A 25,410-nucleotide genomic window follows, 5' to 3' on the forward strand; every position below is an offset into this window, starting at 1 on the left:
CTGGGCCACCTCCCCCGCGATCGGGGGAGGATCTGTCCGCTTTCCGGCGCGCCGAAAGCCAACTGTGTCGGCAGCCCCCAAACAAAAACGCCCCGGTCCTTCGACCGGGGCGTCTTCATTCGTGGGAACCGGCTCCTAAGAGTCCAGGAAGCTGCGCAGCTTGCGCGACCGCGAGGGGTGCTTGAGCTTGCGCAGGGCCTTGGCCTCGATCTGACGGATGCGTTCGCGGGTGACCGAGAACTGCTGGCCAACTTCCTCCAGCGTGTGGTCGGTGTTCATGCCGATGCCAAAGCGCATCCGCAGGACGCGCTCTTCACGTGGGGTCAGCGAGGCCAGCACGCGGGTGGTGGTTTCGCGCAGGTTGCTCTGGATGGCGGCGTCGATCGGCAGGACGGCGTTCTTGTCCTCGATGAAGTCGCCCAGGTGGCTGTCTTCCTCGTCGCCGATCGGGGTTTCGAGGCTGATCGGCTCCTTGGCGATCTTCAGGACCTTGCGGACCTTTTCCAGCGGCATGGCCAGCTTTTCGGCCAGCTCCTCGGGGGTCGGCTCGCGGCCGATCTCGTGCAGCATCTGGCGGCTGGTGCGGACGATCTTGTTGATCGTCTCGATCATGTGCACCGGGATACGGATGGTGCGGGCCTGGTCGGCGATCGAGCGGGTGATCGCCTGACGGATCCACCAGGTGGCGTAGGTCGAGAACTTGTAGCCGCGGCGATACTCGAACTTATCGACGGCCTTCATCAGGCCGATATTGCCTTCCTGGATCAGGTCCAGGAACTGCAGGCCGCGATTGGTGTACTTCTTGGCGATCGAGATCACGAGACGCAGGTTGGCCTCGACCATCTCCTTCTTGGCCTGACGGGCCTCGCGCTCGCCCTTCTGCACGGTCTGGACGATGCGGCGATAGTCGTCGATCGGCACGCCGGTCTCGGTGGCCAGGGCGGCGATCTCCTGGCGGATGTCCATGACCGACTGGCTGTCGTTCTCGACGAACTTGGTCCAGCGCACGCCCATGCCCTTGACCTGTTCGGCCCAGGTCGGGTTCAGCTCCGAACCGAAATAGGCCTTCAGGAACTCGCCCCGGCTGATGCCGTAGCTGTCGGCCAGGCGCAGCAGGCGGCCTTCCAGGCCGATCAGGCGCTTGTTGATCGCATAGAGCTGCTCGACCAGGGCCTCGATGCGGTTGTTGTTCAGCTTCAGCGTCTTCAGGTGCTGGATGATCGTCGCCGACAGCTGCTCGTAGGCCTTGCGGTCGGCGTCGGACAGGTCCTCGCCCTTCAGGCGGCTGCCGACCAGCTTGTCCTGCAGCTTGCGGAAGCTTTCGAACTCGCTGGCGATGGCGTCCAGGATGGCCATCACGCCTTCGCGCAGCTCGCCTTCCATGGCGCTGACGGTCGGACCGGCGCCGTCGTCGAAGTCGTCCTCGTCCTCGCCGCCTTCGCCCTCGGGCTTGGCCTCGCCGGCCTCGTCGTCGACGGGTTCGGCCGGACCTTCGTCGTCCTCGGCCGCCGGCTGGGCGGCGACGCCGTTGATCGCGGCGTAGGTGGCTTCCAGGTCGATGACTTCGCGCAGCAGGATGCGGCCGGTGCCCAGTTCCTCGCGCCACACCATGATGGCTTCGAAGGTCAGGGCCGACTCGCAGAGGCCCCGGATCATCGTGTCGCGGCCGGCCTCGATGCGCTTGGCGATGGCGATTTCGCCCTCGCGCGACAGCAGCTCGACCGAGCCCATTTCGCGCAGGTACATGCGCACCGGGTCGTCGGTGCGGTCATAGGCCGCCGGCTTGTCGCTGGTGATGACGGCCGTGTTCTCTTCGCGGGTGGCGACCTCTCCGCCTTCGCCGCCTTCGGCGTCTTCCTCGGCCTCGACCACGTTGACGCCCATCTCGCTGAGCATCGCCAGGGTGTCTTCGATGGCGTCGGGGCTGACTTCCTCGGACGGCAGCACCTTGTTCAGCTCGTCCATCGTGACGTAGCCGCGGGCCTTCGCCTGCTTGATGAACTTCTTGACGCCGGCGTCGGTCAGGTCGAGCAGGGGGCCGTCGCCGCCGGTGGCTTCGGGCGCTTCCGTCTCGGCCGAGGAATTGGTGCTCATCAAGCTCTCCGCAATCGACGTCGCCTTCACTGCAAGAGCGGCGCCGAGAAAATCCGTTTCGAAAAGGATCCGACAGCCCGGTCCGCGCCTTAGGTCAGCGCGCGCCCAGAGATCACGTTCCCGTCAAAACCCGCCCGAGCGCGCCCTTTTCGCCATGTCGGATCGCTCCGCGGGAGTCCCGGCGGAGGCCCAGAGGCTGGGCGCGGCCTGGCGTCGTTCCTTTTGAGATCGACGACCGCTGGGGACCTGGGACCGCGGCGAGGGTGACATCCTGTTTCGATGAGGGCGCGCGCTCCGGCGGCCCGAGCGATGTCAATCAGCTGCGTGGCAAATCCTTGAGTCGGCATGTGGCTTTGGGAGAGACCGGTGTCAAGATGGGACGCACGGTTTTGGCGGCGGGGCGGCCATATTGTTCCGCTCGCCCCCCTACTCCCGATTTCCCGGTGAGATTGGCGTGGGTTCGCCTAAGGCCTCGACCAAGACCTCGGCATGAGGGGTTCGATCTGGGCCCCGGCATTCGCCGGGGAGATCGGACTTTAAAGGACCTAGTGCAGCACCTGGGCCACCAGTCCCGGATCGGTCCAGCCGCCGCTGTCGATCAGGCGCTTGACCGCGTCGCGTTCGGTCTTGAGGCGCAGCAGGGTCTGGAAGTCGCTGTCGTCGGCCAGATCGGTCTTGGCGTCGTCGACCGCGCGTTCCAGCGCGATCAGGCGCAGCAGGAGGTCGAAGGCCTGGGACCACAGGGCGCGGACCGCCTCTTCCGGGCTCTGGGCGGCGCTGTGCGCGACGTTCAGCGCCTTGACGTGCGCGGCCGAGCGCTCGAGGGCCGCCAGGGTCGCGTCGTCATAGCCGGCCGAGGCCAGGCGGCCGCGCAGCATCTCGGCCTCGACGTGGTCGGCCTCCATCCGCAGATTGACCAGCTCGTGAGCGATGGCGTCCAGGCGCTGGTCGCCAAAGCCCTGGTTCATCAGGACCTCGATCCGATCGTCGACGACCTTTGGGTCGCGCAGGGCCGCGACCAGCAGCGCCGCCGAGAAGGGCTTGGGCGCCTGGTGCAGCACGGCGGCCGCCTGCCGCCCCTCGGCCGTGGCGCCTTCCAGCCGGGTCTTGCCGCCGCGCCGGGGCGCGTTGTCCCAGCGGGCCCGCGACAACGCGCGGCCCGCGTCGCTGGCGTCCGCCTTGACCCGCCGCGCCGCCCGCATCTCGTCGAGGCGGTCCAGCAGCTCTTCCTTGTAGGCGTGGGCCAGGTCCTTGTCGGCGATGGTCGCGGCCAGGGTCCGCAGGCGGACCTTCAGATTGGTGCGCTGCTCGGGCGTGTCGAACGGCTCGAGGTCGCGCTCGCGCTCGAACAAAGCCTCGACGAACGGCTTGGTGTCGGCCAGCTGGGCCCGCAGCGCCGCCGCCCCCTGCTCGCGCAGCACGTCGTCGGGGTCCTTGCCGCCGACCGGCATCGAGAAGCGGAACGAGCGGCCGGGCTTCAGCAGCGGCAGGGCGCGGTCGATGGCCCGGTGGGCGGCGCGTTGGCCGGCCTTGTCGCCGTCGAAACACAGGGTCGGCTCGGGATGCAGGCGCCAGAGGGCCTCCATCTGCTCCTCGGTCAGGGCCGTGCCCATGGCCGCCACGGCCGGGATCCCGGCGCGCTGGCAGGCGATGACGTCCATATAGCCCTCGACGACGACCATGGCCGGCTTGTCGCCGCCGCTCTGGCCGGCGTGCAGGATCTTGCGGGCCTCGAACAGGCCGTACAGCACCCGCCCCTTGTGGAAGAGGCTGGTCTCGGGGCCGTTCAGATACTTGGCGCGGGCGGCGGGATCCATCGCCCGGCCGCCGAACGAGACGACCTTCCCCCGGCTGTCGGTGATCGGGAAGATGATCCGGTCGCGGAAGCGGTCGTAGGGCGCTCCGCCGTCCTCGGGCGAGATCAGCACGCCGGCGTCCACGAGATCGCCCGGCTTGGCGCCCTTGGCGACCAGATAGTCCTTCAGGCCCGTGCGGTTGTTGGACGCGAAGCCGATGCGGAAGCGGCTCCATTCACTTTCCGGCAGGCCGCGCTTTTCCAGATAGGCGCGGGCGGCCTGGCCCACCGGGCGGCGCAGCTCGCTCTCGAACCAGGCCGCGGCCAGCTCCATCCAGTCGCCGAGCGACGCGCGCTTCTGCTCCTCGCGCGCGGCCCGGGGATCGACCTCGGGCAGGCTCATGCCGGCCTCGGCCGCCAGCCGCTCGACGGCCTCGGCGAAGGTCAGCCGCTCGGTCTCCTGCAGGAAGCTGATGATGTCGCCGTGCTTGCCGCTGGAGAAGCAGTGATAGAAGCCCTTCTCGTCGTTGACGAAGAACGACGGGCTCTTTTCCTTGGTGAACGGCGACAGCCCCGCGTACTCGCGCCCCTGCCGCCGCAGCTTCACCGTCTTGCCGACGACGTCGGACGGGCGAAGGCGGGACTTCAGTTCTTCGAGGAAGCGGTCGTCGAAACGCATCGAGGAGAGGGCGGAACTCGCGGACTTGAACCGGTCACCTTAACTGGCCCCGCGCGTCGCCAGAACCGGACGTGGGGGACCGTCCAGTGTCATAGGGCGAGTCCCTCACAAGTTACCCACAGATTCACCGATCGAAGCTCCGCCCTAGGAACAGCGCCTTCGCCCTCCCCGTTCTGAGCCCGAGCGCCGCGACGCGCCGGAAAACCCTCAGAACGCCACGGGAGAAGACCCATGCCACAACGCTGGAATGATCGCGAAGGCCGCTTCGACGTCGAACCGGACGACGATTTCGACCGTCAGCGGGGCTATGGCTACGACGCCGGGCGGCGTCGGGACCCGGCCTATGACAACAGCTATCGGGGCGAAGGCGGCTATCGCGCCGATCCCGGCCATCGGGGCCGTCGCCACGGCGGCGAGTTCCTGCGCGCGGCCCAGGCCGGCGGCGACATCGGCTATGGCCGCACGCGCTCGGGCGCCGACTATGGCGCGGGCGCGACCGGCTACGCCCAGCCGGGGGACTATGGCCGCGTCGGCGGGCATGACTTCGGACAGGCGACCGGCGACTATGGCGCCAGCGGCTATTCCAGCCGCGTGGCCGACTATGGCGACGAACGCTATTTCGACCGGCATGACCGCGACCGCCAGGGCCGCGACGGCGCCTATGGCGACTACAACCCCTATCGCGTCTTCGCCCGCGATCGAGGGCCGCGCCATGAAGAGCGCACCTGGTTCGACCGGGCCCGCGACGAGGTCTCCTCGTGGATGGGCGATCGCGACGCCCTGCATCGCCGCGAGGCCGACGGCGAGCATCGCGGCCGGGGGCCCAAGGGCTATCGCCGCTCAGACGAGCGCATCCGCGAGGACATCGCCGACCGCCTGACCGACGACAGCTGGCTGAACGCCGAGAACATCGAGATCGCCGTCGCCGACGGCGACGTCACTCTCTCGGGCGCGGTCCGATCGCGCGAGGACAAGAAGCGCGCCGAGGCCCTGGCCGAGAGCGTCACCGGCGTGGGCAACGTGCAGAACAACCTGCGCGTCGATCGCGGCGCCGAAACCCCGACCTCGACCGTCCCGCTGTCGCCGCTGGGCTAAGGAAGGCCAAAGGCTCCTCCGCGTCGCGGGGGAGCCTCGCTTTCGCGTTACCGGAACGCCGCTTCGTTTCAGGCCCGAAACGAAACCCGTCCGATCACCAACCTTCCGCGCTCCAAGGCCAACTTGTCCTCGACAAGCGCGAGATGACGCCACAAACATCCCGACTTCTCGTCGCGGGACGCGAACCCGCGCGCCGCATTGGGGTGTTTCGTGAAAGCGCTGTTCTTCTCGGTCTCGGTCCTGTCTCTCGCCGCCACCGCCGCTCTGGCCCAGAGCGTCCCTCTTCCGGAGTCGGCGCCGCCCACCCCGGCGATCGCCGCTCCGCGCGACGTGCCCTATGTCGGCCCGCTGAAGATCGCCGTCGACGCCACGGACCTGGACCGCAAGATCTGGAACGTCACGACGACGATCCCGGTCAACAAGGCCGGCGACTTCGTCTTCTACTATCCGCAGTGGGTGCCCGGCGGCCACTCGCCGCGCAACGACCTGGACAAGCTGGCCGGCCTGGTGGTCACCGCCAACGGCAAGCGCATCCCGTGGACGCGCGACGTGGTCGAGGTCCACGCCTTCCACGTGGACGTCCCGGCCGGCACGACCGAGCTGAAGCTCAGCTACCAGTTCCTGACCGCCGTGAACGGCAAGGTCGGCCGCATCGAGGTGACGCCCGAGATGCTGAACCTGCAATGGCTGCAGGTCGTGATGTATCCGGCCGGCTACTACACCCGCCAGATCCCGATCGAGGCCAGCGTCAAGTTGCCGGAAGGCTGGAAGTTCGCCACCGCCCTGGAGACGGCCAAGACCGACGGCCAGGTCACGACCTTCAAGCCGACCAGCGTCGAGGTGCTGGTCGACTCGCCGATGATGGCCGGCAAGTACTTCAAGTCGATCGAGCTGGATCCCGCCGGCCCGGTTCCGGTGCGCCTGAACCTGGTCGCCGACAAGGCCGAGAACCTGGAGGCCAAGCCCGAGCAGATCCAGATCCACAAGGACCTCGTCCAGCAGGCCTACAAGCTCTACGGCTCGCATCACTACGACCACTATGACTTCCTGGTCGCGATGTCCGAGAACCTGGGCGGCATCGGCCTGGAGCACCACCGCTCGTCGGAAAACGGCGTCTCGCCCAAGTACTTCAACGAATGGGACAAGCAGTTCGTCGGCCGCGACCTCTTGGCCCACGAATACACCCACTCGTGGAACGGCAAGTTCCGCCGCGCCGCCGACCTGTGGACCCCGAATCTGAACGTGCCGATGCGCGACAGCATGATGTGGGTCTATGAGGGCCAGACCCAGTACTGGGGCTACGTCCTGGCCGCCCGCTCGGGCCTCCTGACCAAGCAGCAGGCGATGGACGCCATCGCCGCCACGGCCGCCACCTACGACAACCGTCGCGGCCGCGACTGGCGTCCGGTGCAGGACACCACCAACGACCCGATCATCGCCAACCGCAAGCCGCTGTCGTGGCTCAGCTGGCAGCGCAGCGAGGACTACTATTCCGAAGGCCAGCTGGTCTGGTTGGACGCCGACACGCTGATCCGCGAGAAGACCGGCGGCAAGAAGTCGCTGGACGACTTCGCCAAGGCCTTCTTCGGCGTCGACAACGGGGCCTGGAACGAGAAGACCTACACCTTCGACGACGTCGTCGCCGCGCTGAACGGCGTCTACGCCTATGACTGGGCGACCTTCCTGAAGACCCGCATCCAGGAGGTCCAGCCCAAGGCTCCGCTGGATGGCCTGGAGCGCGGCGGCTACAAGCTGGTCTATACCGACACGCCCACTGAGTTCATGAAGACGGCCGAGGCCCGCTCGAAGGGCACGAGCCTGGCCTATTCGCTGGGCCTGTCGGTGGGCGCCGACGGCGTGCTGACCGACGTGCAGTGGGGCGGCCCGGCCTTCAACGCCGGCCTGACCCAGGGCCTGACCGTGGTGGCGGTCAATGGCGAGGCCTATGAGGGCGACAAGCTGAAGGCCGCGGTCAAGGCCGCCGCCAAGGCCGACGGCCCGCTGGTCGAGCTGCTGATCAAGGACGGAAGCCGCTACAAGACGGTCAAGATCGACTATCGCGGCGGCCTGCGCTACCCGCGCCTGGAGCGCGTCGCGACCGCTCCGGACCGTCTCGGCGACATCCTGACGCCGCGCAAGTAACGGTTTGGGCAGGTCTCGACCTCATCGCGACCTGCGACGATTTGGACAAGGGCGGGCGGCGGACACTTGTGTCAATCTCCCGCCTGTTCATTCCCCCTGAACGCGTACCAAAAGGACCCGTCCCCTCCTGAGCGGGTCCTTTTTCACGTCTGGAGTCCGGCGCGGACCCAAGCGCGGCGCCGGCTAAATGAGACCGGTACCATTTCTGTCTTGAGTGGTCAGACAACTACCCCCATAGTGGCGCCAAGCGCGGTCTCGAAACCGCCGACGACGCCATCGCGATTTCAAGTGTGAATCGAGGACCTGTCCCGGACGGGTCCAAGGGGGAAACGACCAGATGACCGCCACCCTCACCCGCCGCCTGTTCGGCGCGAGCCTCGCGGCCCTGTCCGCCGCCGCCATGCCCGCCCTGGCCCGCGCCGCCGACAAGGCCGCCAAGAGCGCCGGCGGCAAGCCGCTGTACAAGGATCCCGCCCAGCCCATCGACGCGCGGGTGCAGGACCTGCTGTCGCGGATGACGCTGGAAGAAAAGGCCGCCCAGCTGCAGGGTATCTGGCTGACCAAGGCCAAGATCCATGGCCCCAACGGCGAGTTCTCGGCCGAGGAAGCGTCGAGGAACTTCCCCAACGGCCTGGGCCAGATCTCGCGCCCGACCGACCGCAAGGGCATGAAGCCCGCGACCGTGGTCGACGCCGCCGCCGGCGCCGATGACGGCGCGGTCGGCCGCGACGCCCTGGAGACCGCCCGCTACACCAACGCCGCCCAGAAGTGGGCCGTCGAAAAGACGCGCCTGGGCATCCCGCTGCTGATGCACGACGAAGCCCTGCACGGCTATGTCGCCCGCGACGCGACCAGCTTCCCGCAGGCCATCGGCCTGGCCTCGACCTTCGATCCCGAGCTGGCCGAGAAGGTGTTCGCCGTGGCCGCCCGCGAGATGCGCGCCCGGGGCTCGAACATGGCCCTGGCGCCGGTGGTCGACGTGGCCCGCGACCCGCGCTGGGGCCGCATCGAGGAGACCTATGGCGAGGACCCGCACCTGTGCGCCGAGATGGGCCTGGCCGCCATTCGCGGCTTCCAGGGGACGACCCTGCCGCTGGCCAAGGACAAGGTCTTCGCCACCCTCAAGCACATGACCGGCCACGGCCAGCCCGAGAACGGCACCAATGTCGGCCCGGCCCAGATCGCCGAGCGCACCCTGCGCGAGAACTTCTTCCCGCCGTTCGAGCGCGCGGTGAAGGAGCTGCCGGTCCGCGCCGTCATGCCGTCGTACAACGAGATCGACGGCGTGCCCTCGCACGCCAACCGCTGGCTGCTGACCAAGGTCCTGCGCGAGGAGTGGGGCTACAAGGGCTCGGTCCAGAGCGACTATTTCGCGATCAAGGAACTGATCGCCCGCCACAAGCTGACCGACAAGCTGGCCGACACGGCGGTGATGGCCCTGCACGCCGGCGTCGACGTCGAGCTGCCGGACGGCGAGGCCTACGCCCTGATCCCGCAACTGGTGAAGGAAGGCCGCATTCCCCAGTTCGAGGTCGACGCCGCCGTCGCCCGGGTGCTGGAGATGAAGTTCCAGGCGGGCCTGTTCGAAAACCCCTACTGCGACGAGAAGACCGCCGACGCCAAGACCGCGACGCCGGACGCCGTCGCCCTGGCCCGCGAGGCCGCCCGCAAGGCCGCCGTGCTGCTGAAGAACCAGAAGGGCGCGCTGCCGCTGGACGGCAAGACGATCAAGCGCCTGGCGCTGCTGGGCACCCACGCCAAGAACACGCCGATCGGCGGCTATTCCGACACGCCGCGCCACGTGGTGTCGATCCTCGAGGGCCTGACCGCCGAGGCCAAGGCCCAGGGCTTCCAGCTGGACTACGCCGAGGCCGTGCGGATCACCGAGCAGCGCGTCTGGGCCCAGGACAAGGTCAACTTCACCGACCCCGCCGTGAACGCCAAGCTGATCGCCGAGGCCGTCGAGGTCGCCAGGAAGGCCGACGTCGTGGTCATGGTGCTGGGCGACAACGAGCAGACCAGCCGCGAGGCCTGGGCCGACAACCACCTGGGCGACCGCGAGAGCCTGGACCTGGTCGGCCAGCAGAACGACCTGGCCAAGGCGATCTTCGACCTGGGCAAGCCGACCATCGTCTTCCTGCTGAACGGCCGCCCGCTGTCGATCAACCTGCTGGCCGAGCGCGCCGACGCCATCATCGAGGGCTGGTACCTGGGCCAGGAGACCGGCCACGCCGCCGCCGACATCCTGTTCGGCCGCGCCAATCCGGGCGGCAAGCTGCCGGTCAGCATCGCCCGCGACGTCGGCCAGCTGCCGATCTTCTACAACCGCAAGCCCACGGCCCGTCGCGGCTATCTGGGCGGCGACACCCGGCCGCTCTATCCGTTCGGCTTTGGCCTGTCGTACACCACCTTCGACATCTCGGCCCCGCGCCTGGCCAAGACCACGATCGGCCAGGGCGAGAGCGTCAAGGTCGAGGTCGACGTGACCAACACCGGCAAGCTGGCCGGCGACGAGGTGGTGCAGCTCTATGTCCACGACGAGGCCGCCTCGGTGACCCGCCCGGTGCTGGAGCTCAAGCACTTCAAGCGCGTGACCTTGGCCCCGGGCGCCAGGACGACGGTGACCTTCGAGATCAAGCCGTCGGATCTGTGGATGTGGAACCTCGACATGAAGCGCGTGGTCGAGCCCGGCGACTTCTCGATCCTGGTCGGGCCGAACTCGGTGGACCTGAAGAAGGCGACGCTGACGGTGGCTTGAGGCTTAGCGCCCCCTCCGTCGGCTTCGCCGCCACCTCCCCCGTTGCACGGGGGAGGATGGGCTTCCTCCTCACCCGCGCCGCGGGAGAGGTGGCGCGGCGCGGATACGCGTCGTGACGGAGGGGGCGTCCGCCGCCCCCCTTAAGTAACAATCGAAAGCCAAGTTTGATCGTCCCGGGGTTCAGTCCCGGAGCGGAAGAGCCCATATCGCGGCGATGTCCGCTTCAGACCGCGCCCTGGCCCGCGCCGACGCCGCCACGTTCACCGACGACGAGATCGACCGCCTGGTCGAGACCTTCTACGCCCGCGTCCGTCGTCACCACCGCCTGGGTCCGATCTTCGAGGCCGCGATCGGCGAGGACGGCTGGCCCGCCCACCTGTCGACGCTGAAGGCGTTCTGGTCGTCGGTGCTGAACGCCTCCGGCCGCTACAAGGGCCAGCCGATGGTCGCGCACCAATCGGTCGAGGCGCTCACCGAGGGCCTGTTCACGCCCTGGCTGAACCTGTTCCACCAGACCTGCGTCGAGATCTTCGACGCCCCGCGCGCCGCGATCGTCGGCCAGAAGGCCGAGCGCATCGCCGCCAGCCTGAAGCTTGGTCTGTTCTTCCGTCCGGACGCGGTCGCTTGAGCGCGCGCGAGACGCTGGCGGCGGACGGCTTCATCCGCTTCGAGGCCGACCAGACCAAGGCGCTGCTGGGCGACGAAGCGATCGCCGAGTGGAAGGCCTTCGCCGACAGCTGGAACGACCTGGGCCTCGACACCTTCATGGCCGACGGCGGCCGCTATCGTCGGCGACGGTTCGCGGCGTTCTCGGCCCGGCCCGGCGCGGTCGCGCGCAAGCCGCACCAGCCGCATTGGCAGAGCCGCGACTACAACCCGCTGAACGGCGGCGTGCAGCGCTGGTTCGAGCCCGTCACCGACGCCATCGCCGACCACCCGGTGACCCAAGGCCTGATCGCCGCCGGCCTGTCGCTGTTCGGTTCGCCGGCCGCCCCCTGGCATGTCGAGCTGCACCAGTTCCGCATCGAGGCCAAGGCCGGCGAGGCGGGCCTGCCCACGCCTGAGGGCGCGCACCGTGACGGGGTCGACTGGGTGATCGTCATGCTGGTGGATCGCCGGAACGTCGAGAGCGGCGTCACCGACATCTACGCGCCGGACGGGACCAGCCTTGGCGCCTTCACCCTGACCGCGCCGGGCGACGCCGTCTTCCTGGACGATCGCCGCGTGCTGCACGGGGTGACGCCGATCCGACCTCGCGACGAGTCGACCCCGGCGGTTCGCGACGTTCTGGTCGTCACGTTTCGACAAGACGACGCCGCCTGAGTCGGCCACACAGAACGTGAAAACCGATTATGCGACCGTTTGTCTCACCGCCTGATCGACCTCGGCGTGTCAGGTTGGCTTTCTCCCTTTTTCGAGGATCGAGCGTCGCCCGCGCATGTCCCAGGACGACCAAGCCCTGTCGCGCAACCCGTCGTCGGAGAGACGTTCCGTCCTCTCCGCGGCGATGGCCGACGCCGTGCCGGTCCTGATCAGCTATGTCGATCGCGACGAGCGCTATCGCTTCGTCAATCGCGCCTACGAGAACTGGTTCGGGGTCGACCGCTCCGAGATCGAGGGCAAGACCCTGCGCGAGGTGCTGGGCGACGACGCCTATGCCCGTGTCCGCCAGCACGTGTCCCGCGCGATGGCCGGCGAGAGCCTGACCTTCGAGGGCGAGGTCGACTACAAGGGCGCGGGCGTGCGCCATATCGAGGCGCGCTATGTCCCCGACGTCGCGCCAACGGGCGAGATCCTCGGCTACTACGCGCTGATCACCGACATCTCGGACCGCAAGACGGCCGAGGCGGAAATGGCGCGCGCCCTGGCGGGCGAGCGTCGGCGGGCCGTCCTCCTGGATCTGGGCCAGACGCTGCGCGACGAGCCCGATCCGATCGCCATCGCCCAGATCGCCGCCCGTCTGTTGACCGCCCAACTGGGCGTCGGCCGCGCCGGCTATGGCGAGATGCTGCCCGAGCCCGACATGACCGAGATCATCGCCGACGACGGCGATCCGCGAAGCGGGGTCGGGCTTCTGGGCGGCCGGCGACTGCGGCTCGGCGACTTTGGCGCGTCCCTGAGCGCCGACATGCACGCGGGCCATACGGTGATGGTCGGCGACGTCGCCCTGGACCCGCGCACCAACGACCCCGACGCGCTGGAGGCCTACGCCGCCATCGGCGTGCGGTCCTTCCTGACGATCTCGTTGATCAAGGCCGGCGCGCTGTCGGCCTTCATGTTCGTCGCCCATGACGCGCCCCGCGCCTTTTCGGCCGACGATGTCGCCTTCGTCGCCGACGTCGCCGAGCTGATCTGGAGCGCCAGCCAGCGCGCCCGCTCCGACCAGGCCCTGGCGCGCGCCGCCGAGACCGAGCGCCTCTTGATCCGCGAGGTCGATCACCGCGCCAAGAACGTGCTGGCGGTCGTCCAATCCCTGGCCCAGCTGACGCCCTTCGAGAGCAAGGCGCAGTACGTCCAGGCCCTTTCGGGCCGCATCGGCTCGCTGGCCCGCGCCCACAGCCTGTTGTCGACCGCCCGCTGGAGCGGCGTCGACCTGCGCGACCTGCTGCGGCAGGAGCTGGAGCCCTACGACGCCGACGGCGGCGAGCGCGTGGTTCTGGAGGGCCCGCCGGTGCTGATCGACGCCCAGGCGGCGCAGTCGATGGCGCTGGTCATTCACGAACTGGCCACCAACGCCAGCAAGTACGGGGCCCTGGCCCGTCCCGAAGGTCGCCTGACCGTGGCCTGGCGTTGGCTGGACGGCCAGACCCTGACTCTGGTCTGGCGCGAGACCACCGGCGCGCCGGTGGCCGCGCCCACGCGGCGGGGCTTCGGCTCGACGCTGATCCAGAGCGCCGTCAAGCAGATCGGCTCGCGCGTCGCGATCGACTGGCGGCCCGAGGGGCTCGAGGCCAGCCTGTTCATCCAGGGCGGCGCCCACCCTCGCGCCGCCGACAGCACCCCGCCCTATCGGCCCGGATTGGCGGCGGAGGACGTTCCGGCGCTGCGCGACCAGCGGGTGCTGGTGGTCGAGGACGAGGCCCTGGTCGCCATGGAGCTGGCGCGGGTGCTGACCGCCGCCGGCGCCGTGGTGGTCGGTCCGGTCGGCACGATCGCCGAGGCGATGGACCTGGTGGACGCGGCCCTGATCGATCGCGCCGTGCTGGACGTCAATCTGGGCGGACAGCCGGTGACGCCGGTGGCGCGGGCGCTGTCGCGCCGCCTGATCCCGTTCGTCTATCTGACCGGTTATCAGGACCCCGACGTCGACGGCGGCCCGGTTCTGCGCAAGCCGGTGGCGACCTCGGCCTTGCTGGGCGCCCTGGCGCGCGGCGCCCCCTTGACCGCTCGACCCGCCGGCGCGCAATAGGCCCGCAACAATCGATCCCTACGAGTGCGGCCCGCTCGGAAGCGAAAGGTTTTGCCTTCGCTCTTGCTATTGCAATTCGTTCTCAAGTATGGACGAGCCTCCGTCGCCGAGGTTCTCGTGAAAAAGCGCTCGTGAAGTCCGCCGCCGACCAGCACCGCCGTTCCTTCTGGCTCAAGCAGCTGCACCAGTGGCACTGGATAAGCGCGGCCGTGTCGCTGATCGGAATGCTGATGTTCGCGGTGACCGGCTTCACGCTGAACCACGCCAGCCAGATCGAGGCCAAGCCGGTGGTCGTCGACCGCAAGGCGACCCTGCCGCCCGATCTTCTGGCCCTGCTGGCCAAGGGCCCGGAGACCGGCAAGCGCCCCCTGCCCGCCCCGTTCGAGCCCTTCCTGGCCAAGGCCGTCGGCGCCGAGGTGGCCGGACAGGTCGGCGAGTGGTCGGCCGACGAGGTCTATATCGCCCTGGCCCGGCCGGGCGGCGACGCCTGGGTCTCGATCGACCGCGCGACCGGCGCCGTCGAGCACGAGAAGACCACGCGCGGCGCCATCAGCCTGCTCAACGACCTGCACAAGGGCCGCAACGCCGGCAAGGCCTGGGGCTGGTTCATCGACATCTTCGCGGGCGCCTGCGTGGTCTTCACGATCACCGGCCTGATCCTGCTGCAGTTCCACGCCCGCTCGCGCCCGTTGACCTGGCCGCTGGTCGGGCTGGGGCTGGTGATCCCCGTCATCCTCGTCATCCTGTTCGTCCACCTTTGAGGCAGCCACCGTGAAGCGTTCGATCTCCCTGCTGACTTTCGCCGGCGCCGCCGTGGGGGCCGCCGCCCCGGCCTCGGCCGCCGACCTCTCGGTCAATTTCGACATCCCGCGCCTGACGGTGGCCGAGTACCACGCGCCCTTCGTGTCGATCTGGATCGAGAACCCGACCGACGCGGCCGCGCCCTCCCAGACCCTGGCGGTCTGGTACAAACCCAACCACGAGAAGTGGCTGAAGGACATGCGCCAGTGGTGGCGCAAGGCCGGCCGCGAAATGACCTTCCCGGCCGACGGGATCAGCGGCGCCACCCACGCGCCAGGTCCGCAGAAGGTGACGTTCAGCGCCGCCAAGGCCCCGCTGAAGGATCTCAAGCCCGGCCAGTACGTGCTGGTGGTCGAGGCCGCCCGCGAGGCCGGCGGTCACGAGACCGTCCGCGTGCCCTTCACCTGGGGCAAGCCCGGCAAGCCCGCCACCGCCAAGGGCGCGTCCGAGCTGGGCGCCGTCACCGTCGCCGTGAAGTGAGGAAGGACCGCGCCATGGGCCTCAAGACCCGCCTGCTCGCCGTCGTCGCCCTGGGCGCGGCCGCCATCGCTCCGGTCACGGCCCAGGCGGCCCGCAACTGGGTGATGCCGTCGACCACGACGCTTTCGGGCTCCAACGCCTGGGTGACGTTCGACGCCGCCAGCTCCGACGAGCTCTATTTCCCCGACCTGCGCCCGCTGGCCCTGACCTCGATCCAGGTGATCGCCAGCGACGGCGCGGCCGACCAGGTCCAGAACGGTTCGCAGGGCAAGTTCCGCTCGACCTTCGACGTGCAGGTCAACAAGCCGGGCACCTGGAAGGTCGCCTCGGTCTCGACCATGGTCATGGCCAGCTGGACCGAGAACGGCGAGGTCAAGCGCTTCCGCGGAACGGGCGAGGACTTCGCCAAGCAGGTTCCGGCCGGGGCCGCCGACTTGAAGACCATTCGCAATGTCAGCCGCAACGAGACCTTCGTCACGCGCGACAAGCCGACCCGCGAGGCCCTGAAGCCGACCGGCAAGGACCTGGAGATGGTCCCCGTGACCCATCCCTCGGACGTCGTCGCCACCGAACCGGCCACCTTCCAGCTGCTGCTGAACGGCAAACCGGCCGCCGGCGTCGAGGTCACGGTGATGCGCGGCTACGATCATTGGGCGACCAAGCCCGTCGGCGAGATCACCACCAAGACCGGCCCGGACGGGGCCTTCAAGGTCACCCTGCCGCAGGCGGGCCTGTGGTGGATCAGCGCCAGCCTGCGCACGGGCGAGACGGGCCGCCCGCCCGAGGGGCCCCGCCCCGCGCCCGCGCCGGGCGCCATGCCGGGGATGCCGGGGATGGCCGGCGGCGAAGGCGGTCGCGGCGGTCCGCCGCAAGCCCCGGCCGGCGACGGCTACGGCGCCAGCTACACCGCCGTGATCGAAGCCCAGCAGCCGTAAGGCGGCGTCTCCTCCCTCGCGCGGCGGGGGAGGTGGCGCGGCGCGGATACGCGCCGTGACGGAGGGGGCGCTCCCCGCCGTCGACGCCCCCTCCACCGCTTCGCGGCCCCTCTTCCCCGTTGCCCGGGGGAGGATGAGATTTTCACATGCCCCGCGTCCTCGTCCCCGCCCTGAGCTCGCCCCCGGCCCGTCCCGTCGGCGGGACCGTGCGCGCGTTCGGCGGCGCGACCATGGGGACCACCTGGTCGGTCAAGGCCCTGCTGCCGGCCACGACCGACCTCGTCGCCCTCGAGGCCATGGTCCAGCGCGCGCTCGACGCCGTCGTCGCCGAGATGAGCCCGTGGGAGCCGCTCTCCGACCTGTCGCGCTACAACCGCGCGGCCGCCGGGACCTGGACCGCCCTGCCCGCCGCGACCGTTGCGGTGCTGCGCCGGGCGCTCGAGATCGCCGCCGCCAGCGACGGCGCCTTCGACCCGACCCTAGGAGCGCTGGTCGACCTGTGGGGCTTTGGCCCCCGCCCCTTCCCGGGCGGCCCGCCGGACGCGGAGGCCATCGCGCCGCTGCGCCAAGCCAGCGGGTGGAGGCGCCTGACGCTCGACGGCGACAGCCTGTTCCAGCCGGGCGGCCTGCGCCTCGACCTCAACGGCATCGCCAAGGGCTTCGGGGTCGACCAGGCCGCCGCCGCCCTCGACCGGGCCGGCGTAAAGAGCTACCTCGTCGAGGTCGGGGGCGAGCTGCGCGGCGTGGGGGCCAAGCCCGACGGCCAGCCCTGGTGGGTCGAGATGGAGCGTCCGCCGCCTCTGAATCTGGCGGCCAACGACGCCCAGCGCACCGTGGTCGCCTTGCACGACCTGGCCATCGCCACCTCGGGCGACTACCGCCGGTTCTTCGACCACGACGGCCGCCGCTACGCTCACACCCTGGACCCCGCCACCGGCGCGCCGACCCGCAACCCGACGGTCAGCGTCACGGTGCTGGCCCGCGACTGCATGAGCGCCGACGCCTGGGCCACGGCCCTGACGGTCATGGCGCCGGACGCGGCGCTGGCCTTCGCCGACGCGCGCGACCTGGCCGCCCTGATCGTTTCCCGAGGGCCAGGCGGCCTGGAGGAGCGGCTTTCGTCGGCGCTGCGGGCGATGCTGGACTGATGCAAGCTCTCGCCAACCTCTCGCCCGACGCTCACCGCCTGATCGCCGCCGGCGCGGTCGCCGCCGCCTACGCCCTGTTCTGCGCCGGCGTCGCGACGCGCGAGATCCTGCGCCGCCGCGCCGCGCGCCGCGCCGCCGAAGCCTTGTCGCGCGGCGGCGGCGAGCCGGTGCTGGTCGCCTATGCCAGCCAGACCGGCTTCGCCGAGGAACTGGCCGCCGCGACGGCCAAGACCCTGTCCGAGATGGGCGCGCCGGTGACCCTGCGCGAGCTATCGGCCGTCACCGCCGCCGACCTGTCGGGCCGCGCCCTGTTCGTGGTCAGCACCACCGGCGAGGGCGACGCCCCCGACTCGGCGCGCGCCTTCATCCGCGACGTGATGACCGAGGGCCGCCAGCTTGGCGCGCTGCGCTACGGCGTCCTGGCCCTGGGCGACTCGACCTACGCCAACTTCTGCGCCTTCGGACGAAGCCTGGACGCCTGGCTGGCCCACGCGGGCGCGACGCCGCTGTTCGACGCCGTCGAGGTCGACGACGGCGATCCGGCCGCCCTGCGCCACTGGCAAGGGCAGCTGTCGCTGCTGACCGGCGTCACCGACGCGCCGGACTGGAGCCGTCCCGCCTATGGCCGCTGGACCCTGGCCGAGCGGACCTTGCTCAATCCGGGCAGCCCCGGCGGCGAGGCCTGGCATATCCGCCTGGTCCCCGCCGACGGCGCGACCTGGCAAGCGGGCGACATCCTGGAGGTCGGACCGCGCAACAGCGCCGAGGACATCGCCGCCCTGGGCCTGCCCGAGACCCTGACCGACACGCTTTCGGGCCTGCGCCTGCCGCGCGAGCCGGCGGCGATCGAGGCGCTGCGCGACCTCTCGGCCGAGACGGTCGCCGAACGCCTGACTCCCTTGCCGCACCGCGAGTATTCGATCGCCTCCCTGCCCGAGGACGGCGGGGTCGAGCTGATCGTCCGCCTCATGCCCCGCGCCGACGGCCAGCCGGGCCTCGGCTCGGGCTGGCTCTGCCGGTTCGCCAAGGTCGGCGAGGCGATCGACGCGCGGGTGCGGACCAATCGGAGCTTCCACGCGCCCGAGCCGGATCGGCCGCTGATCCTGATCGGCGCGGGCACGGGCCTGGCCGGTCTGCGGGCGCATCTGAAGGCCCGCGCCGCCCTGGGGGTGCGCTGGAACTGGCTGGTGTTCGGCGAGCGCGCGTCGGCCCACGACTATTTCCACCGCGCCGAGATCGAGGCCTGGAAGGCCTCGGGCCTGCTGGACCGCGTGGACCTGGCCTTCTCGCGCGATCAGGACGACCGGATCTACGTCCAGCATCGCCTGCGCGAGGCGGCCGACGTGCTGCGGCGCTGGGTCGCCAACGGCGCGGCCGTCTATGTCTGCGGATCCCTGGACGGCATGTCGCGCGACGTCCACGCCGCGCTGGTCGAGGTGCTGGGCGCCGAGACGCTGGACCGCCTGACGCAAGAGGGGCGGTACCGGCGGGACGTCTACTGAGCCGCGCTTATCGGCGCAGCAGATCGGCGCGCTCTTCCGGCGTATTGGCGCCCCGCAGGCGGGCCACCGCGCCGTCCGGAACCGACAAGGCCGTCAGACCCGCCCGGTCCACGAACCGCCGCAGCGGCCAACCGGCCTCGGCGTCGGCGGGGATCGCCCGCGCCTCCAGCACCATCGGCACGGGCAGGCCCTCGTAGTAGCCGCCGGCCGCCAGCAGCGGCGCCAGGTCGTCGGCCGCGACCATCGGCGCGTCGACCGCCAGGACCAGCAGCCGGCTCGTCCCCAGCGCCCGCGCCCCGGCCAGCACGCCGCCGACCGGCCCCGCGCCGGCCTGGTCGTCCGGGACCCAGGGCAGGCCGTGGTCGGCGCCGGCGGTGACCAGCGCCTCCGCCCCCACGGCGCGGGCGAGGGCCGCCACGCGGTCCACGGCCCGGACGCCGTCCCAGTCGAGCAAGGCCTTGTCGCGCCCCATCCGTCGGGACGCGCCGCCGCAAAGGATGATGGCGCCAAGACAACTCATGCCCGAAGCTTAGCAGGATTTCCCGCCGCTCTTCCAAGCGCCGCCCGAAGCGGTCTAGTCTTCGGCCCCGCGAAGGGACCAAACAAGAATGAGCCAGCCTGCCGAGCGCCAGCGTCGCCGCACCACCCAAAGCGCCACGATCCGTGACGTGGCCGCGCGGGCGGGCGTGTCGCCGATGACGGTCTCGCGGGTGATCAACCGGGAAAGCACCGTCAAGGAAGAGACGCGGGCCCTGGTCGAGAAGGCGATCGCCGAGCTGAACTACGCGCCCAACCCGGCGGCCCGCAGCCTGGCCGGCAGCGCGCCCTTCCGCATCGGCCTGCTCTACGACAACCCCTCCACCGGCTATCTGTCGGAGTTTCTCGTCGGGGCCCTGGACGAGAGCAGCCGCACCGGCGCCCAGATCGTCATCGAGAAGTGCGCCGAGCCCGAACTGGCGGGCGCCACCCTGACCCGTCTGCTGAAGACCGGCGTCGATGGCGTGATCCTGCCGCCGCCGCTGTGCGAGTCGCCGCAGGTGCTGGCCGAGGTGAAGGCCGCCGGCGCCGCCGCCGTGGCCGTCGCGCCGGGCATGGCCAGCGCCGACATGGCCACGATCCGCATCGACAACGAAACCGCCGCCTTCGAGCTGACCCAGCACCTGGTCGGTCTGGGCCACCGCCGGTTCGGCTTCATCAAGGGCCACCCTAACCAGACCGTCAGCCAGCAGCGCCTGGACGGCTTCATGTCGGCGCTGAAGGTCGCCGGCGTGCCAATGGAGGATATCCGGGTCGAGCAAGGCTATTTCACCTATCGCTCGGGCCTGGAGGCGGCCGAGCGGCTGCTGTCGGCCGACTCGCGCCCCACGGCCGTCTTCGCCGCCAATGACGACATGGCCGCCGCCGCCGCGGGCCTGGCTCATCGCCTGGGCCTGGACGTGCCGGGCGACATCTCGATCGTCGGCTTCGACGACACCTCGATCGCCGACAACATCTGGCCAGCCCTGACCACGGTCCACCAACCGATCGCCGCCATGGCCCGCGCGGCCGTCGATCTGGCGCTGGAGGAGATCCGGCGCCATCGCGACGGCGGCGGCGAGCCTCGCCAGCTGATGCATCCGCACACGCTGATCGTGCGGGATTCCTCGGGACCGGTTCCGGAATAGACCGCCTCTCCCGGCGCGAGAAGCCGGCCCCGCCGCGAAGCGTTGGGCGGATCGGCTCAAATTGGTCTGACAACGCGCTTGCCGTCTCCGCATGTTAGCGCTACCAAGCATTTGACGAACGAGCGCCGCCGGCCGTATCCGGCAGCCTTCAGACGCTCGACAAAGGGGAGACGACGCCATGGGCGTGAGCGAATTCCTGCCGGAAGATTGGAAAACCGCGACCTTGCTGGGTCGCATCGACTTTGGCGAAGGCCCGACGCCGGTTCTGGTGCGCGGCGGCCGCGTCGAGGACGTCTCCAAGATCGCTCCCACCGTCGCCGACCTGATGAACGCCTATGGCGCCGGCGCCGAAATCCCGCGCGGCGAGGACAAGGGCCCGCTGGAAGCCCTGGATCTACGCCCGGTCTGGGAAGACCCCGACGGCGCCGCGCCCGTGAAGCTGCTGGCCCCCGTCGACCTGCAGTGCCTGAAGGCCGCCGGCGTGACCTTCGCCGTCTCCACCCTGGAACGGGTCATCGAGGAGCGCGCGCGGGGCGACGCCGCCGCCGCCCTGCAGATCCGCGAACAGCTGTCGGCCAGCATGGGCGGCGACCTGAAGAGCGTGAACCCGGGCTCGGAGGGCGCGGCGCGCCTGAAGCAGACCCTGATCAACGACGGCCTGTGGTCGCAGTATCTGGAGGTCGCCATCGGCCCCGACGCCGAGATCTTCACCAAGGGCCCGACCCTGTCGTCGATGGGCTGGGGCGATCATGTCGGCGTCCGCGCCGACAGCTCTTGGAACAATCCGGAGCCCGAAATCGTCCTGCTGTGCGACGGCGCCGGCCAGATCCGGGGCGCGTCGCTGGGCAACGACGTCAATCTGCGCGACTTCGAGGGCCGCTCGGCCCTGCTGCTCAGCAAGGCCAAGGACAACAACGCCAGCTGCGCCATCGGCCCGTTCTTCCGCCTGTTCGACGACGGTTTCAGCCTCGACGACGTGCGCTCGGCCGAGGTCGAGCTGAAGATCACCGGCCGCGACAACTTCGTGCTCGACGGCAGGTCGAACATGAGCCTGATCAGCCGCGACCCCGCCGTGCTGGCCGGCCAGGCCCACGGCAAGCAGCACCAGTATCCGGACGGCTTCGTCCTGTTCCTGGGCACCATGTTCGCGCCGATCCAGGACCGCGACGCGCCCGGCCAGGGCTTCACGCACAAGGTCGGCGACCGCGTCCGCGTCTCGACGCCGAAGCTGGGCGTGCTCGAGAACGAGGTCACCACCTGCGACCAGGCCAAGCCCTGGACCTTCGGCATCTCGGCCCTGATCCGCAATCTGGCCGGCCGCGGTCTGCTCTGATCAGCGCCGCCTTGCTCCAATCCCTCTTGTCACGGTCGTAAGCAGCATGTCCTCAGCCATCTATCCCAGCCTGAAGGGCAAGCGCGTCGTCATCACCGGCGGCGGATCCGGCATCGGCGCCGGCCTCGTCGCCGGCTTTGTCCGCCAAGGGGCCGAGGTGATCTTCCTCGACATCGTCGATGAGGATTCCAACGCCCTGGTCGCCCAGCTGTCGGACGGCGCGGCGATCGCGCCGGTCTACAGGCGTTGCGACCTGATGGACCTGGCGGGGCTCAAGGCTGTCCTGGCCGAGATCGGCGACATCGACGTGCTGGTCAACAACGCCGGCAATGACGACCGCCACAGCCTGGCCGATCTGACGCCGGAATACTGGGACAACCGCATCGGCGTGAATCTGCGCCACATGGTGTTCGCGGCCCAGGCGGTCGCGCCGGGCATGGCCCGGCGCGGCGGCGGCGCGATCATCAATTTCGGCTCGATCAGCTGGCACCTGGGTCTGGAGGACCTGGTCCTCTACGAAACGGCGAAGGCCGGCATCGAGGGCATGACCCGGGCGCTGGCCCGCGAACTGGGTCCCGACGACATCCGCGTCACCTGCGTGGTGCCCGGCAACGTCAAGACCAAGCGCCAGGAGAAGTGGTACACGCCCGAAGGCGAGGCCGAGATCGTCAAGGCCCAGTGCCTGAAGGGCCGCATCCTGCCCGACAATGTCGCCGCGCTGGTGCTGTTCCTGGCCTCGGACGACGCTTCGCTGTGCACCGGCCACGAGTATTGGATCGACGCCGGTTGGCGGTGACCGGCGCGGCCGCGAGCGCGTTGGGGCTTCCATGGAGGCCTTCGCCGCCTTATCGAACGGCCAACATCGGTTTTACGGAGAACGGTCGAGCATGAACGCCGTCACCTGCGTCTGGGATCTGAAGGCCACCCTGGGCGAGGGCCCGATCTGGTATGACGACAGCCTGTGGTTCGTCGACATCAAGAGCCACAAGATCCACAACTACAACCCGGCCACCGATGAGCGCTTCAGCTTCGACGCGCCGGAGCCGGTGACGTTCATCGCCCCGTTGGCCCCGAACGCCCGCGCCGGCTTTGTCGTCGGCCTGAAAAGCGGCCTGCACCGCTTCCACCCGGTGATGGGCGGCTTCAAGCCGCTGATCCAGGTGGAGTCGGCCGAACTGAACAACCGTCCCAACGACGCGACCGTCGATCATGGCGGCCGCCTGTGGTTCGGCACCATGCACGATGACGAAGAGGCCAAGAGCGGCTCGCTTTACCGCATGGACTCCACCGGCGTGGCACGGATGGACAAGGACATCTGCATCACCAACGGCCCGTGCGTCTCGCCCGACGGCAAGACCCTCTACCACACCGACACCCTGGAAAAGATCATCTGGGCGTATGACCTCGCCGAGGACGGGACGCTGTCGAACAAGCGCGGCTTCGTGAACTTCCAGGGCGAAAACGCGGTCTATCCGGACGGATCGGTGGTTGATTCGGAAGGCTATCTATGGACCGCCCTGTGGGGCGGCTTCGGCGTCGTCCGCATCTCGCCCGCCGGCGAACTGGTGGCCCGCATCGAACTGCCGGCGCCCAACGTGACCAAGCCCTGCTTCGGCGGGCCCGATCTGAAGACGCTTTACTTCACCACCGCCCGCAAGGGCCTGAGCGACGAGACCCTGGCCCAGTACCCACTGTCCGGCGGTCTGTTCGGCGTTCGGGTCGACGTCGCGGGCCAGCCCCAACACGAGGTTCGCCTTGTCTGAACGCACGCCCCGCCGGTTCCGGTCCCGCGATTGGTTCGATAACCCCGACCACATCGACATGACCGCGCTCTATCTGGAGCGCTTCATGAATTACGGGATCACGCCGGAGGAGCTGCGAAGCGGCAAGCCGATCATCGGCATCGCCCAGACCGGCAGCGACATCTCGCCCTGCAACCGCATCCACCTGGACCTCGTCCAGCGGGTGCGGGACGGGATCCGCGACGCCGGGGGCATCCCCATGGAGTTTCCGGTCCATCCGATCTTCGAGAACTGCCGTCGTCCGACGGCGGCGCTGGACCGGAACCTCTCCTATCTGGGTCTCGTCGAGACCCTGCACGGCTACCCGATCGACGCCGTGGTGCTGACCACCGGCTGCGACAAGACCACCCCGGCGGGGATCATGGCCGCCACGACGGTCAACATCCCGGCCATCGTCCTTTCGGGCGGTCCGATGCTGGACGGCTGGCACGAGGGCGAGCTGGTCGGCTCGGGCACGGTGATCTGGCGCTCGCGCCGCAAGCTGGCGGCCGGCGAGATCACGGAAGAAGAGTTCATCGACCGCGCCGCCAGCTCGGCGCCGTCGGCGGGCCACTGCAACACCATGGGTACGGCCTCGACCATGAATGCGGTGGCCGAGGCGCTGGGCCTGTCGCTGACCGGCTGCGCGGCCATTCCCGCCCCGTACCGCGAGCGCGGCCAGATGGCCTACAAGACCGGCCAACGGATCGTCGACCTGGCCTATGAGGACGTCAAACCGCTCGACATCCTCACCAAGAAGGCCTTCGAGAACGCCATCGCCCTGGTGGCGGCGGCCGGCGGCTCGACCAACGCCCAGCCGCACATCGTGGCCATGGCCCGTCACGCCGGCGTCGAGATCACCGCCGACGACTGGCGCGCGGCCTACGACATCCCGCTGATCGTCAACATGCAGCCGGCCGGCAAGTACCTGGGCGAGCGCTTCCACCGGGCCGGCGGCGCGCCGGCGGTGCTGTGGGAGCTGCTCCAGAACGGCCGCCTGCACGGCGACGTCCTGACCGTCACCGGCAAGACCATGGGCGAGAACCTGCAGGGCCGCGAGACCAGCGACCGCGAGGTGATCTTCCCCTACCACCAGCCGCTCGCCGAAAAGGCCGGCTTCCTGGTGCTGAAGGGCAACCTGTTCGACTTCGCGATCATGAAGTCCAGCGTCATCGGCGCCGACTTCCGCGCGCGCTACCTGTCGGAGCCCGGCAAGGAGGGCGTCTTCGAGGCCCGCGCCATCGTGTTCGACGGCTCGGACGACTATCACAAGCGGATCAACGACCCGGCCCTCAAGATCGACGAGCGCTGCATCCTGGTGATCCGCGGCGCCGGCCCGATCGGCTGGCCCGGCTCGGCCGAGGTCGTCAACATGCAACCGCCGGATCACCTCTTGAAGAAGGGGATCATGAGCCTGCCCACCCTGGGCGACGGCCGCCAGTCGGGCACGGCCGACAGCCCTTCGATCCTGAACGCCTCGCCCGAGAGCGCGGTGGGTGGCGGCCTGTCGTGGCTGCGCACCGGCGACACGATCCGCATCGACCTCAACACCGGCCGCTGCGACGCCCTGGTGGACGAGGCGACCATCGCCGAGCGCAAGAAGGAGGGCATTCCCGCCACGCCGGCGACCATGACGCCCTGGCAGGAGATCTACCGCGCCCACACCGGCCAGCTCGAGACCGGCGGGGTGCTGGAGTTCGCGGTCAAGTACCAGGACCTGGCCTCCAAGCTGCCCCGGCACAATCACTAGAGCGTAATAGCCGAAAGTGTGAGCGGTTTCGGCGGTTACCACGC

General features: G+C 69.6%; 19 protein-coding genes. 16 read left to right on the forward strand and 3 right to left on the reverse strand.

All coding sequences use genetic code 11. The features are described 5' to 3' along the window. Positions 1–135: 135 nt before the first annotated feature. Positions 136–2,094 carry an RNA polymerase sigma factor RpoD gene (rpoD, locus tag OR37_RS17775; protein WP_004623058.1) on the reverse strand — a complete coding sequence of 653 codons (1,959 nt, stop codon included), beginning with the start codon at positions 2,092–2,094 and terminating at the stop codon, positions 136–138. 545 nt (positions 2,095–2,639) lie between these two features. Then, positions 2,640–4,568 carry a DNA primase gene (gene dnaG / locus OR37_RS17780; RefSeq protein WP_004623060.1) on the reverse strand — a complete coding sequence of 643 codons (1,929 nt, stop codon included), beginning with the start codon at positions 4,566–4,568 and terminating at the stop codon, positions 2,640–2,642. 231 nt (positions 4,569–4,799) lie between these two features. On the opposite strand from dnaG, the gene OR37_RS17785 reads away from it, so the two are divergent. From OR37_RS17785 to OR37_RS17835, 11 genes are all read left to right on the forward strand, one after another. After that, positions 4,800–5,663, forward strand: a complete 864-nt coding sequence (locus OR37_RS17785) for a BON domain-containing protein (protein ID WP_004623062.1) — start codon at positions 4,800–4,802, stop codon at positions 5,661–5,663. Between the two features lie 198 nt (positions 5,664–5,861). Then, positions 5,862–7,805: a M61 family metallopeptidase gene (locus OR37_RS17790; protein ID WP_106404408.1), complete on the forward strand. Its 1,944-nt coding sequence runs from the start codon at positions 5,862–5,864 to the stop codon at positions 7,803–7,805. 337 nt (positions 7,806–8,142) lie between these two features. Continuing rightward, complete coding sequence (locus OR37_RS17795) at positions 8,143–10,563, forward strand: glycoside hydrolase family 3 N-terminal domain-containing protein (protein WP_004623067.1); 2,421 nt, start codon at positions 8,143–8,145, stop codon at positions 10,561–10,563. Positions 10,564–10,777: 214 nt separating this feature from the next. After that, positions 10,778–11,191, forward strand: a complete 414-nt coding sequence (locus OR37_RS17800) for a group III truncated hemoglobin (protein ID WP_004623068.1) — start codon at positions 10,778–10,780, stop codon at positions 11,189–11,191. Next, the gene (locus tag OR37_RS17805) at positions 11,188–11,886 is read left to right on the forward strand and encodes a 2OG-Fe dioxygenase family protein (RefSeq protein ID WP_004623070.1); all 699 of its coding nucleotides are present in this window, start codon (positions 11,188–11,190) and stop codon (positions 11,884–11,886) included. The genes OR37_RS17800 and OR37_RS17805 overlap by 4 nt, the downstream gene beginning before the upstream one ends. 115 nt (positions 11,887–12,001) lie before the next feature. After that, positions 12,002–13,972 carry an HWE histidine kinase domain-containing protein gene (locus OR37_RS20840; protein WP_004623071.1) on the forward strand — a complete coding sequence of 657 codons (1,971 nt, stop codon included), beginning with the start codon at positions 12,002–12,004 and terminating at the stop codon, positions 13,970–13,972. 131 nt (positions 13,973–14,103) lie between these two features. Then, positions 14,104–14,733, forward strand: coding sequence for a PepSY-associated TM helix domain-containing protein (locus tag OR37_RS17815; RefSeq protein ID WP_004623073.1), 630 nt, complete (start codon positions 14,104–14,106; stop codon positions 14,731–14,733). Positions 14,734–14,743: 10 nt separating this feature from the next. Then, on the forward strand, positions 14,744–15,253 hold the full coding sequence (locus OR37_RS17820) for a DUF2271 domain-containing protein (protein ID WP_004623075.1): 510 nt from the start codon (positions 14,744–14,746) through the stop codon (positions 15,251–15,253). A 14-nt stretch (positions 15,254–15,267) separates the two neighbouring features. Then, on the forward strand, positions 15,268–16,188 hold the full coding sequence (locus OR37_RS17825; protein ID WP_004623078.1) for a DUF4198 domain-containing protein: 921 nt from the start codon (positions 15,268–15,270) through the stop codon (positions 16,186–16,188). 146 nt (positions 16,189–16,334) lie between these two features. Continuing rightward, positions 16,335–17,336: an FAD:protein FMN transferase gene (locus tag OR37_RS17830; protein WP_004623080.1), complete on the forward strand. Its 1,002-nt coding sequence runs from the start codon at positions 16,335–16,337 to the stop codon at positions 17,334–17,336. Beyond that, positions 17,336–18,838, forward strand: coding sequence for a sulfite reductase subunit alpha (locus OR37_RS17835; RefSeq protein WP_004623081.1), 1,503 nt, complete (start codon positions 17,336–17,338; stop codon positions 18,836–18,838). The genes OR37_RS17830 and OR37_RS17835 overlap by 1 nt, the downstream gene beginning before the upstream one ends. Positions 18,839–18,845: 7 nt before the next feature. Here the strand turns inward: OR37_RS17835 and mobA are convergent, their stop codons facing one another. Continuing rightward, complete coding sequence (gene mobA, locus OR37_RS17840) at positions 18,846–19,358, reverse strand: molybdenum cofactor guanylyltransferase (RefSeq protein WP_035017671.1); 513 nt, start codon at positions 19,356–19,358, stop codon at positions 18,846–18,848. 88 nt (positions 19,359–19,446) lie between these two features. Between mobA and OR37_RS17845 the strand changes: the two genes are divergently transcribed. From OR37_RS17845 to xylD, 5 genes are all read left to right on the forward strand, one after another. Then, entirely contained in the window at positions 19,447–20,502 is a 1,056-nt protein-coding gene (locus tag OR37_RS17845) for a LacI family DNA-binding transcriptional regulator (protein ID WP_004623086.1), read from the forward strand. A 178-nt stretch (positions 20,503–20,680) separates the two neighbouring features. Then, a complete protein-coding gene (locus tag OR37_RS17850) occupies positions 20,681–21,835 on the forward strand; it encodes a fumarylacetoacetate hydrolase family protein (protein WP_004623088.1) in 1,155 nt (384 codons plus the stop codon). A 46-nt stretch (positions 21,836–21,881) separates the two neighbouring features. Next, entirely contained in the window at positions 21,882–22,631 is a 750-nt protein-coding gene (gene xylB, locus OR37_RS17855) for a D-xylose 1-dehydrogenase (RefSeq protein ID WP_004623089.1), read from the forward strand. A gap of 91 nt (positions 22,632–22,722) precedes the next feature. Then, positions 22,723–23,598, forward strand: a complete 876-nt coding sequence (xylC, locus tag OR37_RS17860) for a D-xylonolactone lactonase (RefSeq protein ID WP_004623091.1) — start codon at positions 22,723–22,725, stop codon at positions 23,596–23,598. Further along, complete coding sequence (gene xylD / locus OR37_RS17865; protein ID WP_004623093.1) at positions 23,591–25,366, forward strand: xylonate dehydratase XylD; 1,776 nt, start codon at positions 23,591–23,593, stop codon at positions 25,364–25,366. Before xylC ends, xylD begins: the two co-directional genes overlap by 8 nt. Positions 25,367–25,410 lie beyond the last annotated feature (44 nt).

Origin of the sequence: Caulobacter vibrioides OR37 (genome assembly GCF_000372645.1) — a bacterium.
Classification (GTDB): domain Bacteria; phylum Pseudomonadota; class Alphaproteobacteria; order Caulobacterales; family Caulobacteraceae; genus Caulobacter; species Caulobacter vibrioides_E.